Source organism: Bradyrhizobium sp. CFUWI (assembly GCF_056429085.1).
This window is the reverse complement of sequence record NZ_JBWJZE010000011.1, coordinates 181633-196160: the sequence shown is the minus strand read 5'-3', so window position 1 is coordinate 196160 and position 14528 is coordinate 181633. Positions and strand designations below refer to the sequence as shown.

General features: G+C 57.8%; 8 protein-coding genes and 2 pseudogenes. 7 read left to right on the top strand and 3 right to left on the bottom strand.

Annotated features, from left to right (window positions below; translation table 11 throughout):
- Positions 1 to 190: 190 nt before the first annotated feature.
- The 4 genes and pseudogenes from AC066S_RS24295 to AC066S_RS24280 form a co-directional block, all read left to right on the top strand.
- Positions 191 to 910 carry a response regulator gene (locus AC066S_RS24295; RefSeq protein ID WP_478270801.1) on the top strand — a complete coding sequence of 240 codons (720 nt, stop codon included), beginning with the start codon at positions 191 to 193 and terminating at the stop codon, positions 908 to 910.
- The gene (locus AC066S_RS24290) at positions 910 to 2262 is read left to right on the top strand and encodes an ATP-binding protein (protein WP_478270800.1); all 1353 of its coding nucleotides are present in this window, start codon (positions 910 to 912) and stop codon (positions 2260 to 2262) included. The genes AC066S_RS24295 and AC066S_RS24290 overlap by 1 nt, the downstream gene beginning before the upstream one ends.
- Before the next feature lie 775 nt (positions 2263 to 3037).
- Positions 3038 to 4108 (top strand): alpha/beta hydrolase family protein, encoded by a 1071-nt coding sequence (locus AC066S_RS24285; protein WP_478270799.1) that lies wholly within the window; start codon positions 3038 to 3040, stop codon positions 4106 to 4108.
- A gap of 315 nt (positions 4109 to 4423) precedes the next feature.
- A pseudogene (locus AC066S_RS24280) lies at positions 4424 to 4837 on the top strand (porin); the annotation flags it as partial.
- Positions 4838 to 4958: 121 nt separating this feature from the next.
- Here the strand turns inward: AC066S_RS24280 and AC066S_RS24275 are convergent.
- A complete protein-coding gene (locus AC066S_RS24275; RefSeq protein ID WP_478270798.1) occupies positions 4959 to 5438 on the bottom strand; it encodes a MarR family winged helix-turn-helix transcriptional regulator in 480 nt (159 codons plus the stop codon).
- A 529-nt stretch (positions 5439 to 5967) separates the two neighbouring features.
- Between AC066S_RS24275 and AC066S_RS24270 the strand changes: the two genes are divergently transcribed.
- The 3 genes from AC066S_RS24270 (at position 5968) to AC066S_RS24260 (ending at position 11750) form a co-directional block, all read left to right on the top strand.
- Positions 5968 to 7458 (top strand): porin, encoded by a 1491-nt coding sequence (locus AC066S_RS24270; protein ID WP_478270797.1) that lies wholly within the window; start codon positions 5968 to 5970, stop codon positions 7456 to 7458.
- 101 nt (positions 7459 to 7559) lie between these two features.
- Positions 7560 to 8054, top strand: a complete 495-nt coding sequence (locus AC066S_RS24265; protein ID WP_478270796.1) for a porin — start codon at positions 7560 to 7562, stop codon at positions 8052 to 8054.
- Positions 8055 to 11384: 3330 nt separating this feature from the next.
- Positions 11385 to 11750, top strand: a complete 366-nt coding sequence (locus tag AC066S_RS24260; protein WP_478270795.1) for a hypothetical protein — start codon at positions 11385 to 11387, stop codon at positions 11748 to 11750.
- A gap of 387 nt (positions 11751 to 12137) precedes the next feature.
- On the opposite strand, the pseudogene AC066S_RS24255 reads toward AC066S_RS24260, so the two are convergent.
- Both AC066S_RS24255 and AC066S_RS24250 read right to left on the bottom strand, forming a co-directional pair.
- Positions 12138 to 12295, bottom strand: a pseudogene (locus AC066S_RS24255) (porin); the annotation flags it as partial.
- Between the two features lie 1617 nt (positions 12296 to 13912).
- Positions 13913 to 14413, bottom strand: coding sequence for an EF-hand domain-containing protein (locus AC066S_RS24250; protein ID WP_478270794.1), 501 nt, complete (start codon positions 14411 to 14413; stop codon positions 13913 to 13915).
- Positions 14414 to 14528 lie beyond the last annotated feature (115 nt).

The window sequence follows — 14528 nt, the reverse complement described above, 5'->3', positions numbered from 1 at the left end:
ACTAATCGAAGTGTATGTGCATCCATATATTGTGTCAGAATTGACAAATTCGATTGTATTGCCTGTCCGAAGGCACCTCTCTAGTTCAAAATCGAACATGAACAGGCGCTGCCGCCTGAGCAGATTCGCATGAGCGTTAGCCGAGCAATGAGTTAGAATGGGTTAGATTGGCCGCCAAGCGGAGGAAGCCTTGACCCAAGCCCATATCCTCATCGTCGAGGACGATCCGGATATTTCCGAGCCGCTTGCGGGCTTTCTGCGCGGCAATGGGTTCGCGATCTCCGTCGCCCAGAGGGCGGAAGCAGCCGACGAGGTTCTCGCGCATGATGATGTCGATCTCGTCCTGCTCGACGTCATGCTCCCCGGGGAGAACGGTCTTACCCTCTGCCGGCGGTTGCGAGCGGCGGGCGGGCCGCGCATCATCATGGTCACCGCTCTGTCCGAGCCGACCGACAAGGTCGCCGGTCTCGAGCTCGGCGCCGACGACTATGTCTCGAAACCCTTCGATCTCGGCGAACTGCTGGCCCGCATTCGCGCCGTGCTGCGACGCGGGCCGATCGCCGACGAGGAGCTGCAGCGGCCCGGTGCGGAACCGGTGCTGCGCTTCTCGGGCTTCGCGTTCCATCCGCACCGGCGCTTTCTGCGCTCGCCGGCGGGCGTGCGTATACCGCTGACGGGCGCCGAGACCGACCTGCTGCTCGTGTTCTGCCAGAATGCGCGCAAGGTCCTCTCGCGGGAGGAGCTGATCAAGCTGACGCGCGGCGAGGGGTTCGCCATCTCCACGCGATCGATCGATCTCCTCGTCAGTCGTCTGCGTCGCAAGCTCGCCAGCGACGATCCGCTTGCCGACCCGATACGCACCGTCCGGGCGGATGGATATGCCTTTCATCCCGAAGTCGCGGGCGAGTGATGCGTCGCTTCTTTTCCACGACGCTCGGACAGATTCTCGCGATCATCGCCACCTCCTCGGTAATCACCTTCGTGCTGTTCCTGGCGTTGCTGTGGGAGCTGAACCCGATCGTGTCGCGGCAGCCACCCTGGCCTTGGCCGCCGGCTTACCGCATCGTGAACCTCGTCGATGCCTTGCGGACATTGCCTGACAGCGGGCGCTCCCTTGTCATTGCCGGGGCGCAGCGTCCTGACCTGTCGGTTCGACTGACGCAGGCGCCGGCGCTCTGCGGAAAGGTGACGACCGACACCCGCGATCTCGAGGCCGTGCTGCGGGCTCTGCTCGGCAAGGATGCGGCGGACGTCACGGTCCGCTCATGCGCTTCGGGCGAGCCGCAGCGGCGGATCCAGGCCGTCATCGGACTGCGCGATCAGACGCTCGACATTCGCACCGGCAAGACCACGCCTGATCCGCCGGTTCTCACGTTTCAGTTTGTCGGCGCGCTGCTGTTCCTCTGTGTCGCACTTGCTGCCATGTCTGCCTGGGCCGTCTGGCGCGTGATCTGGCCTTTGCGACGCCTGTCGGAACAGGCTGACGCCTTTGGCCGCAGCATTGCGATCTCGCCGATCGAAGAGGAAGGCCCGCTGGAGATTCGGCGTGTGGCGCGCGCCTTCAACCTGATGCAGGAACGCGTCACGCGCTCGCTCCAGGACCGTACCCGCATGTTGGCCGCCATCAGCCACGACCTGCGCACGCCGCTCACCCGTATGCGCCTGCAGCTCGACACCAGCTCGACGGATATCGCACGCGGAAAGTTGCTCAGGGATGTTCGGCTCATGCAGGCGATGGTATCCTCCGCGCTCGCATTCCTGAGCGGAGGATCGGATCAGGAGCAACGCGAATGGCTCGATCTCGGGGCGCTGCTGTCGACCGTCTGCGACGAGTTCGAGCAGCGTGGCGCGGCCATTAGCTATGAGGGACCTGAGCAGATTCGGCTCTTCTGCCGGCCTAGCGCAATCACTCGCGCGCTGACCAATCTCGTGGAGAATGGCATCAGCTTCGGCTCATCTGTAGTTGTCACGGCTTCAACCAACGGCGACCGCATCAAGATCGATGTCGCCGACGACGGTCCCGGTATTCCGGAAGACAAGCTCAAGGACGTTCTTGAGCCCTTCGTTTGCCTCGACCCTGCTCGGTCTGGCAGGCCGGAGAGCGTCGGTCTCGGCCTCTCCATCGTGAAGGAAATCGTTGAGGCGCATGGCGGAACCTTGGAACTGATCCAAAGGCAGCCGACTGGCCTCGTTGTACGAGTGACCTTCCGTATCGAAAGCGAAGAACCTGTCTCGCCATTCAGGCAAATATGCCCGAAGTGAACCCCGCCGAAGTTTTAGGACGGGCCTACGCGCGCTGCGGCTTATCGGAGGAAGGATTTGGCGGTCGTCCGTGAAGAAGTCTGATCCGAGGGGCGCGAACTTGCGGCATATGGGCCATAACGCCTATCGATGGGCCGGGATCAACATCCGCGGTGCGGACGCCATCCGCATTGCGGTGCGCGCCGACCTAGACTCGGGACTAGTCGCATCCATGGATGCGACGAACGGCAGCGGCTGGACTGCGTCGTATTCCGTCAATCGGCTTGCAAATTTTGCATGCCGAATGACACCCCGACCTACCGACGGCGCGCGCCTGAAAGTAAAACGAACTCCTAACTGAGAAGGTTTTGACGCAAACCAGCTAGTTGTGTGGTGGCTATATCAGCGCCGCGGGCTCGTGAAGCCACCGCTCGTTCCGTGCCTTACGAGGCAGGCTTTCCGACACTGCGTTTTGGGCTCGAGCGCCTGAGACCGGTACGCTTCAGAAGTTAGGTCGCTTTGTGCGGCTAAACGCTTCGTGGACGGATGAAGCGCTCTTGCGAAAATACTTGGTTACACGACGCTACACGATGACAATCTTCTTGGCTTGATGACGTCACGTCGCCGCGCTAATCCGCGTTCGCGTCGCCAGAAACTTCCCCAAGTTTTGCGTCCATCGTGGACCATCGCCGCAGCGCCAAAATTCGGGTGCATGTGGCGGTGGTCCCTTATCAAAATCGCTGATGTCGCGCAGGTTTCGGTTGCTGGCAGCGCAGTCCGGGCTGGGAAATGGAGCATGATCATGGGCCGCCCGGATACTAATGACGGAAGCGGCTACAGCGTAGTACGTCTTCGAAAACGCGCGTCCGCTTTCTTCGAAAGCCTATCAATCGTTGAGCTTGTTCAAGAACGGTACAGAAATCGATGGATTTTGGATTGGGCGAGGATCGGAAACGAGTATCGAACGTTGGCCGAGTCCGCGCGCCAAAGTGGTTTGACGCAGATTGCACGCGAGGAGTGCCTGTGTTCTCTGACGGCACTTGAGGTCGCGAAAAGTCTATGTTGTCAAGAAAACCCTGCGAGAGTTGACCTGGAAGTCGGCTCAACGCTTAGCAGTTTCGACGGTTACCTGGGTAAATCGATCGAGCGAGTGGAAGTTGACTATCTTGATCAGGGGCTGCTGTCCGGCGTTTTTTTTCGGGCGTCCTGTCACGGATCTCCCGCGCCAGCGATCATCTGCGTTGCCGACGATGAGGTGACTCTGCACTCGATGGCGCGCAGGCTGCTGCCGGCCTCGGTCGGTCGCGAGATATCACTCCTTCTCATCGATGGTTCCAATGCAACTATTCGCCGCCCATTCAGACCCGAGCACATCCTTGCGTGCTGGTTGGACTATTTGGAGTCTCGCCCGGACGTCGATATAAAAAGGATCGCAATTTATGGCGAGGGGATGGGCGCCCATTATGCGTCCAACTTAGCCCTTTTGGATCGCAGGATAGCCGCTGCCGTATGCGATGGCAACCTTTGGACTTCGGTCAGACGCCGAGCGCTAGTTCCCTGGATGACCGGCGTTGAAATGCGCGTGGGTGACAAGTCTTGGATTGGTTCGTTGCGATTGTCACGCCGCGTGCCTTGTCCGATTCTCGTTGTCGTCGGGCATCGCTCAATGGTCCGGGAGCAAGACGCTGTAGAGCTGCAGGCCGATTGTCGGCAGGCCGGAGCTGATTGCTCGATCGTCGTGCCGAATCGCATCATATACCCTCGAGACGAGATCGAAAACTTTATTGCCGTGGACGATTTCGTCTTGGATTGGATTGGCTTCAAATTCGGATCTGCCGGCCGATTTGATCCAGTAACTTACCTCTAGTCCGGTCGTAGATGCATCTCGCGTCAGTCCGGCGAAGTGCTAAGCAAGAGACCTAGTCAGGTGCAAGATGCTAGGAGACATCTATAGCCAATAGTTGTGCGGCCAGCCGGGCGTTCTTGGTAATTTCCGCGAGAGCAGCGTTTAGATCAGTCAAGGCCGTCTCGTCGAGTTCATTGAACATCGTCGAGTCCACAGCGAGCTTTCGTTTGGATAACATGACTATTCGATCTCTGTGATCGCTCTTTGTCGTGAGCGACATCAGAATGAAGCGCGCGTCGTCCGCTCCCTGTTGCCGCAATAGAAAACCGCTCCTTGGCGCCGGTCGCAGCGAAGGACAACCATGTCGCCTACTACGGCGCGACCGAGACCACTGGCCATCCTGACGACAAATGGGGCTGGGCGATTCAGCTCGCTCTGTCGATCAAGAACATCCCTATCGGTGCGGATGACATGATCAATGTGTCCGGCGTCTACGCCGACGGCGCGACCCGCTACGACTTCCAGAACCTGGTGGGCAGCTCGTACTCAATGTTCGGTAGCTCCAGCACGGCCTACCAGAGCATCGGCTTCGCCTCGGCTCCTCATACGGTATTTGTTGCGGGCAGTCGGCACGAAACGGTCAAAACCAGGGGCAAAGGCTCGACGCGGCAAACCTTTGCCAAGGCTACGGAGGTCTCATTCACGAATCCCTTCACGGCACTTCGGGGTTGGTGCCTTGGGGGACACTGATTCAAGAGTGTCCAAGAGAAGGACTCTTGGCCCAAGTTTATACAGCCGGGCTCAGCGAGTGTCAGTCGCTCTTTGTCTGCCCCGTATCTTCAAGGGTCTGGTCAATACGTCCGCCGCTTGATTACGAGATGTCAATGGAGAGCAAGCGGGCGGCCAACCGCGCATTCTTCGCAATCGTCGTCAGCACGACGTTCAGTTCCTCCAAGGTCTTCTCGTCGAACTCGTTGAACATTGTCGAATTCAAAGCGAGTTTTCGTTTGGAGAGTTTTGCAATTTCAGTCCGGGCCTTGGAAGTAAGTGACATCAAGACGTAACGCGCATCGTCTGCACGATGCTTTCGCGACAGAAACCCGCTCTTCTCAAGGCTCTTCGTCTGGTTCGTAACGAACGCCTGATGAATCCGCAATTTGTTCGCGACCTCGATCCCCGCCACGCCTTGGCCCTTATCGAGCTCGTCGACCGCCATCAAAATCAACCATTGCGGTTCTGTGATTCCGAGCAGCTCGGCCCAGCTTTTGTGGATCTCCTCCAACTGGGAGTGGATCTCGACCACGTTCCAAACAAAATCGCTGATTGCTCGGTCGAGCTTCTTATCGGTCATGTCCGGTTCAGGGCGATTGGGAAGAATGAGACGGCGGTATCGTGAGACGGGTCATCTTACCAGATATTTATTTGCGATGCAGAGCTTTGCGCTCGTGTCTGACTGAAACTTAAGCATTATCTCTCGTCTAGACTTGCATAAATCAAGTAATTAAGATAATTATCAGATGCGTTTAGGGCGGTTCAAAATCTTCCCCGTGAGGGGTTCTGAAACACTGCGCTAAACCTCCAAGGAAGCCAGCCCTCGGGATGCCCCCCCGAGGGCTTTTCTGTTAGCAATGAACAATTTCTGTTCGAGGTGAAGAAGTGTTGCGTGTCTACAACAGGGGCGCTGTATTCCATCGATTAATAAAAACAAGTAATGGAAATGATTGTTATAGTGAAGTATCGAAGTTCGAGCGGCGGATGGGGGCACCTTGAAGTCGTTCCGTTCGGGATCCGTGATCGGATGTGAGCGAGCGGCGAAATGAGGGGCGGTGGGCCGTTGCCGATAGCGTCCAATCCGCCCGGTTCAACTTGGAGGGTTAAGCATGAAATTGACGAAGAGCCTTTTGCTCGGCACTGCGGCGGGTCTTATCGCCGTGGGTGGAGCGCAGGCAGCGGATCTCCCCGTGAAGGCCAAAGCGGTCGAATACGTGAAGATCTGCTCCCTGTACGGTGCGGGCTACTATTACATCCCGGGCACCGACACCTGCATCAAGCTGGGTGGTTACGTCCGCGCCGACATGGTTCTCGGCGGCGCCGGCGACTATGGCTTCCAGAACAGCACGAGCAGCGTGAACGGCGGGTCGAACAACCGTCTGACCAACTACTACTACAGCCGCGCTCGTCTGGACTTGAACATCGATACGCGCACGGCAACCGAGTACGGCGTTGTTCGCACCTACGCTGACATGGTCTTCACCTATGACGCCGCGAACGTCACTGGCAGCAATCCCTCGGCGTTCTCGACCAACGCGGCCACGCTCGGTCTCTACCATGCGTTCATCCAGTTCGCGGGTTTCACCTTCGGCCGCACGGTCTCGATCTTCGATGCGCCGTGGCAGAGCTATCCGGCTGGCGGCCCCGATACCATTCCGGGTGGCAGCAACAACGTGACCGGCATCAACCAGGTCGCCTACACGGCTGACTTCGGCCAGGGCATCACCGCTTCGGTCGCTTTGCAGGACATGACGTCGACTTCAGGTGGCCAGTCGAACCTTTGGAACCTGTCGGGTGCGACCGCAGCCAACATGGTTCAAGGCGTCTATGGCACCAACTCCTGGGGCGGCACGCGTTCGCCCGATATCGTCGGTCAGGTTCGTGTCGACCAGGCCTGGGGTCTGGCTCAGCTGTCGGTTGCCGCGCATGAGCTCCATGCGTCCTATTACGGCGCGAATGAAGCCACCGGTCATCCCTCCGACAAGTGGGGCTGGGCCATCCAAGGAGCGTTGTCGATCAAGAACATCCCGACGGGACCTGGCGACAGCATCAACCTGCAAGCTGTCTATACGGACGGCGCGTCTCGCTACAACTTCCAGAACCTATTCCCGCAGTCCTTCTTCAAGTACGGCAGCACTGGCGTGTCTGGTGCCTACCAGAGCGTAGGGTTCGCCGGCGTTGCTGACGGTGTCTTCACCACCGGCTCGTCGATCGAGACTGTGAAGACCTGGGGGCTCCGTGCTGGCTACAGCCACAATTGGAGCCCGAACTGGGCGAGCGGCGTCTATGGCGGCTACGCTTCGCTGCGCTACGGTTCAGCCGGCAAAACCGCTATCTGCGCCAATGCCGTTTCGTTGCTCGGCTTCGTCGGTTCCTGCAATCCCGACTTCAATTTCGCAGTGGTCGGTGTCAACACCGTGTGGACCCCGGTCAAAGGCCTGTCGTTCACGGCTGACCTGAGCTGGTCGCATCTGGACCAGAAATATTCTGGCACCATCGTGAGCCCGGGCGTTAGTACGGCCGCCAAGCCAGCAGCCGTCTATGAGTTGAAGGACCAGAACTCGATCAGCATGCTGCTCCGCGCTCAGCGCAACTTCTGAGTCGGCCTAGCTGACCAGGCAGCGAAACAGCAACAAGCATCCCGCAGCGAATTTGCGGGATGCCTCAACCCGCTCGCAGCCCGTAGCCAAATTCTGCGCAAATGATTGAGACCGGCGTCTCGAGCACTTGCGGCGAGAAAGCTGGTTCAGCCGTCTATCGCATGGGTATTGCTGACGGTGTCTTCACTACCGGCTCGTCGATCGAAACCGTCAAGACATGGGGCTTCCGTGGTGGTTACACCCACAACTGGAGCCCTAACTGGGCGAGCGCTATTTACGGTGCGTACGGTCAGTTGACGTACGGTTCCAGTGGCTCGGCTACGATCTGCGCCAACGCGGTTTCGTTGCTCGGCTTCGCCGGCACCTGCAACCCGAACTTTAATCTGGCTGCGGTCGGCGTGAATACGGTTTGGACTCCGGTGAAGAACCTTGCCTTCACAGCGGATCTGAGCTGGACGCATCTCGATCAGAAGTACTCCGGCACGTTCTCGGGCGCGTGTACGGCGTCGGCGGCGGCTGCCAAGCCCGCAGCCGTATACGAAGCCAAGGGCCAGAACATGATCACCATGCTGCTCCGCGCTCAGCGCAACTTCTAAGCCAACCTGTCTGGAGTTAGCAAACGGCAACAGCCATCCGGCAGTTTATATGCCGGATGGCTGAGCCACGAAGGCCACGGGGGCCTACTACACTTCTAACTGGAAGCTGCCGTAGAGGAGGCGAGGGCGCTCGACCTCGCCGAGATTCCGTTGCTCTGGACCTACGTGCGCGATGACCGTGAGTTTGCTCGGTCCAGATCAGCTGGCGGCCGCGTTCTTCTGCGCGCCCGATTGTGACGGTGGGCAGCCGGAGCAAGCATCTGGCGGGCTGCGTCGGATCCATGCAGGCTAACTCTACGCCGCGTGTTTGGCAGGCACTAGGAGGCCAATCTCAAGGGCGGTCCCGATCATAAAGGCCGCTTGCTGGGCGCACGGCAGGCGCAAATTCCTGGACCTCGCGCGGCTCAGCAGTGGCGGCTAAGCGCATCGATGTTCCGTTCGCCATCGAGCAGGAGATCGACGGTCTTCTGCAGAGAAGCACTTACGTGTGCACCATTAGCGTCGCCGCCCCGTGCTCCTCGAGCTGGAGGTGTGCTTGCGCGAGTGGCGCAATGAGTTCGCCAGGAACGGCGACACGACCATCCTCGACGTGCCCTCCAATCAAACCCCAGCACCCTGTAAACAGCCGACGGGATATCGTGCGCCTTTGCATGACAGCCTCCCCTGATTGAATGGAATGAGGGCTCTCGCAACTAACTGAGTACCCATTCTTCAAACGTAGCTCTTACGAATAGAAGTTTACAACGACTTTGGCTCCTATCTGCGGACCTGCATCATTGAACAATATTCGTCCCTCCCGGGCGGCCCTCATCGGAGGCTACATTGTTTCTATAAGTATAGAAATGTTGCGAAGTCTTTCGATAAACGTGTCAGTGCTTGCGACGACGGAATCTTCTGGCATGTTGCTAATGTGCAGCGGAGGTTCATCATGCGCAAATTGGCTCTCGCAATTGCGATCATGTTGTGCGCGGTGCATGGCGCTCCGGCTCAGCCTTTTCCGCCGCCCGTCGGGCCACCAGGATTCGGACCACCTCCGCCTCCACCCCCTCGTTTAAGGTGCGTGGCATTTTCTCCTGGGCCGCCGGGACCTCCTCCGATAATTTGCCGTGCTCCCCCTGCACCTCCCGGCGCGCCTTGCAGATGCCGCAGTCCGTTTGGGCCGATACCGGGCACAGTTCAATAGCGTGAAGCGCGGGAGGTGCTGATCCTGGTCCCGGCTTTTGTGCGTTCCCCGATTTGAACCTGAGCTCCGAAGGTTTCGGGGTCTCTCGACGTTTGCCAACGGAGAGCGGTAGCGCTCCCCACTGCCGCGGGCCACGTTCATAGATTCGCCCAGCGTGCCTAGAATCGGGAAATTGGCAAAGCGGCCACCCAGCCTTACGCGGGAAGACTGCTAGAGTGCGGAAGCCACTCGGGCCATATTTACAGTTTGCAATAACAGCTGATGTACCGGTCACCAAACCGGCGAAATGGCGCTTTAGTTCGATACTTATTCTAAAGCGTGGGGAAGTCGTGGAAGACGGTAAGTTTGAAGTGGGGGCCCGATGTCAGCTCAACAGCCTAGGAAGACGCCGCAGCCCCCGCAAAGGCTCTGGATCCTGCAAGGTCGTCGGGTATGGCGCAACAAAATCGCAAGTTCGTATCCTGTTCGATGGCGCGCGACATCCGATCACCATTCACGCTAGTTACCTCGAACTTGTTTACCGGCAACCAGCGTGAGGCTTGGCCGCGCACCGGTTTGGGTGGTCTAGGCGAGGGACCGGGCCACCTTCCAAGCAAACTGATCCAAAGGTTGATGACCTCACCAAGCGCGACGTACGGGACATCGCAGTTATCTCAATTTGCATTCTGAACGAGTTTCGGAACTGGCGGGGGCGGAATATAGCGTCCTGCGGGACGTTTCTCCGAGAGAAACGATCCGAACTATGGATCGACATGGAGCCAATCGGGGATAATAGTGACCAGAGGGGTTCGCTTTAATCGAAGTCCGAAAGCATCACTCGAGCTATCATGCGGGTGGCCAATGCAAGAGCTCCCAACGATGAAATGACAGCCCGTTGAGATAGACATTGATCGGCGCGATTTCTGGTGTGAAGTGCTCCACCGGTCCACAAGGGTCTCCACGGTCTCGTGCTGCACGAATCCTCTTTGGTAATGACATTGCTTGAAGCGGATTATGGTGACGCATCGCAGAGGCCCGCCTGGATGCCGGGATTGCGAGCTTCCAGATCATCGCAAGGACAACGGCAGCCTGGCCGTAGCCACCATAATTCGGCGATCATGACCGACCGTCGACGCATCACGCCAAGGGTCGCGCGAAGTGGGGATGGCGTTCGAAACGACCCTCGAAACGCAACAAACTCGGTCGAACGTAGAGGAAGCCGGAGCAGGATCAACGATGCTGATCGATGGTGTGCCGATCATAACGATCTGGTCGCTTGACCAACTCCCTTGCCGCCCAATTAAACCCGGAACTCCGTAAAGCGCGCCTCTGAATCACCGCACAAAGCGATTCATTTCGGCCTCCGCAAATCGTACGGGAATCATATCGCGCGAATCACATCAAGCGCAGCGTTTCACACCGCCAGGGGCAACAGTGCCCGTTGCGGCCATGGGCGGTCAGGTCCGGTCTACCATCAATGTCGGAAACGGCCGGGCACGCTCAGACAGTCGCGAAGGGCCAAACGTAACATCACCGGTCAACGGAGGCGGCCACTTTCTGATGAAGGGCGGTAGCAACACCCCTGTGCTATTGTCTCGGTGAACGTCGGATAAAGCCATGGGTTGGTGGATTTTCGTGATCGTTGGTGGTCGAGCGCATCGCACGCGATGCTCATGGCGAGACCAAATATGAACGTCAATCGGGCAGCCCGTGTGAGCGCTCCCCGGTCCTCACCGGATACTTTATTTTTCGAGTCGGATTGGGAAAGTGGGGCAAGGTGTAAATCTACGTTTTATGGACGACTCGACGGCATCCCAAAGCAGTCATAACTTGTACTCCACTTGGCCCAGGAGCTGAATGAATTGCCATGGCCGAGCTGAATCAAAAACAACCTTAGCGCAATTAGTATTGCCAAGTATTGCCTGGACCCAGAAGCGTCAAGAATAGCAAAGTTTAGACCATCTTTAGGACACTCCTTCTGGAGTACCTACAGCCCTCAATCAGAGGGCAGGTAGAACATGGCCATAGGAAAGCACAAAGCGTTCGTACGAATTGCCCATTACAAGCGGCAACTAGGGGTGTCTGTCCTTGCATGTTTGCTCCTCGTGTCATCGAATGCGTTGGCAACGCTCGATGGCCTGGCCGGGGTATGGAACGGGACGGGGTCAATGAAGCTCTCTGAGGGGCCTCGCGAACGTATTCGCTGCAGGGCAATCTACGTAGTGAAGCGGCCCGAAAAATCCGTCGGGTTTGAACTGAGATGCGCGAGCGACGCCTATAAGATGGTACTGTCCGCCCAGATTGAGCAAGATGGTTCCGTAATTTCGGGCAATTGGTTCGAAAGTGAGTATCGGCAGGGCGGAAAAATATACGGGACGAGCTCCGAAGGGATTGTCGAGGCAAGGATTGAGGGCAATACCGTCGCGGCTTTTGTGACCATTCGCACCAAAGCGAATCATCAATCATTTCTGTTGGAAGCACCTGGGGCTTGGGCCTCGGAGGTCTCCGTCGATCTGGACCGGGTCGGTAACTGATATTGCAGAAGCGCTGACAATCCCTCAAATCACGGTTGTCACATCGTCGCTATGTGGGAAACAGGATTCGGCAATAGGACGAGTTTTCATATCGGTTGAATGGCCTGTGAGGTGGTAAAGATCGCCGCATGGTCAGACTTTATAGCCGGCAGCGAATGGTCAGAAATCAAGCGGGTGACGGCGCCGAGCTCGGCTAATGGCTGCACGGATTGAGGACCGCTTGCTTGCGCCGACGGACTCTTCCACTGCGAGGGACGCTGTCCGATGCAGTACACGCGACAATTCCTCGATCGAATAGGACTTCCGCACGAGATCGAAGCCAGCCACGCCCTCTCGCGGCAGGGCCTGGCAGCAAACAGCAGTCGGAGGCGAGGTCGTTCTAGCTCTTATGTTGAGGTTGCCGGCCTGCATGTAGGACGTCGGGTCTTGCGCTGAGAAGGACGCAGTACGTCCTAGCCGAAGTCAGCTGCGTAGCTGAACCAGAGAATACCTGTGACCGTGCCACTGCCGCCGACGAAGCTGGCAAAGTTGTTGCCGGGATAGTCGGGTCCAGCAGTCGCTACCAACGAACGATGCGATTGTAACGCGTGGTGTACGAGCAGGTCCTAACCCTTCCGGACACAAGAGTCGCGAGCGGGGACCGACAATGAATTCGCATTATAGGTACGACGCCTAGTTCTGCCGCAGCTGGTATAGAAACATTGCGACACAAAATGCGTTGCCAATGTGTGCGGCTGACCACCTCTTGGGGCTCGGTTTTCCGACGAATTGGTCGTACAATCTCTGCACGAACCAAGCCACGTCTACATCCGAAGAATCGGATCGCTTAGATTGGCTAAGAGGGGAGGCGCTGAAAATGAACGATAATCGTTCACCCTCGAGTCGAACATTGCAGCACCTTCGGATGCTCTGCGCCTTTCATGGCGCAGATGATCATGGATGCGCGGAGAAACAGATTGCGTTCATGAGAACAGCTCGTCGTGGGGGCCGTCAGTATCATCCAGAGTCGTACTGCGATCGACGGCAAATGGCAGACGACGGTCCTCCGTCTACTAGATAGGTTCCTGCTATGGTGACCGAATTTCCTATATGTTCTGGAGCAATTCCCATATGCCCGCGGTGCAGGAGGCCGATGACCCTAACGTCACCGCGAAAGGGGAAGGGGCCACCGATCTGGCGCTGTTTTAAATGCGAACCTGAGGCTGCTAAAGTAAAGCGTGATGATGTTGAGCTGAATTGATTTGGGGCTCCCAAATCAGCTGTTTCTGGTTCGCCATGCTAGCCGAGCGGAGGCGTCTATTCTTTTGATCTTCGCAAAAGCGCGTGGTGGCGGCGATCGAGGGCGGAATGTCTCGCCATCGAACGGCTCCGCTCAAATCCAGGGGATCGTCCTGCCAAGTGGCTATGCCATCCCCAATCGTATTTACAAATCAGTGGAAGTTGAAATACCTCCCCGCTTGCTACACCTGCATCGAACACATTAGCATTTCGAATGCTACGATTCCTGATCATCATCGGCATGTGGTTGATCATAAACGTCCTTTTCGTCGTGATCATGATCGCCCCGCTCAAGCCGCGGAGAACGTGCGGTCAGGACGGCCCGAGTCATCAATCATTTGGATTAATTAACCGGAACGTTCCGCCGTCCGCGAGCGGAAACGAAAGGTTTTCGATTGGTCTGGCCATTTTCGCGGTTGCTCTGGGCGTTGCCTTCTCCTTGATCCTGCCTTTGCACTAGGCTGACGCCATCAAGGCATTTGCCGGAAGGTCTCGCTTGGGCAAGCACTGCGGGCGAACCACCAACGAGCAGAGGTTGTGACCGGCGTCCATTCCATGACGCAAGCTAGCAACAAACGCTCCTTGCGAACCATCGCGGGACGCGAGCCAGGTTTTTGTTTGAGCGGGTAACCTCTCGAAGCTTCAACAGTCTTGTCAGCCTGCAGCCTATTGCGTCCCTTCTACTATTGCGGATCTGGTTGAGCGAGCCGCCCTACAACATCGAAGGCAAGTTCTGGATCAGGCAAGTCACGGCACGACTTCGCCTGCGACTTTGCCAGATGTCTCGAGACCCTGCGCGGCCTCATGCCGTATGAAGCGATGTGCAAGTCATGGCGAACGCGCCAGATCGCTTCAGGATCAATCCCCCTATGTGCACTGAACACCTAGTACTTCGGGCCGAAGCCTCCCGAACCAGTCGGACTCGGCTGGCTGCCGCCGGGTGGCGCGGATGTGCTGTTCTTCAACTCCGCAGGCGTGACCTTACAATCGGAATTCTTGTCGTACTGGCCGATGAACCGGCTTGGCTTGTCCACGAATTCGGAGCGGCTCACCTTTCCATCACGGTTGTCGTCGAAATATCCCAGCTCCGCCTGCGCGAACATCCGGTCGACGCGACGAATAGCGGGGAATTCAGATGCGGTCAGAAGCCCGTCGCGGTTTTGGTCGGCAAATCGGAACAATTGGTCCATATGCCTCTTCCATTCGTCGCAGCTGTACGTTCCGTCGCGATCGTAGTCCCAGACCGGCAGTCCGTCAGGAAAGGGATCGGTTCGGGGCGACGGCGCGCTTCCCGGCGGCATTTGTGCTTGAGGGCGAGAGATCCAAACGAATGAGGATACGATGGTGACGAGCGCACACAGGGCGACTCGGAGTGCCTGGGTCATGCGGTGTTTCCCCTCAATTCGCGCCTCGACCAGGCCGTTCCTGTTCGTGTCGTAGACCTTGCCGCCCCGCCAGTATTCGCTCCCGAACCAGTTGCTGGAGGGCTCCGCTCTGCTC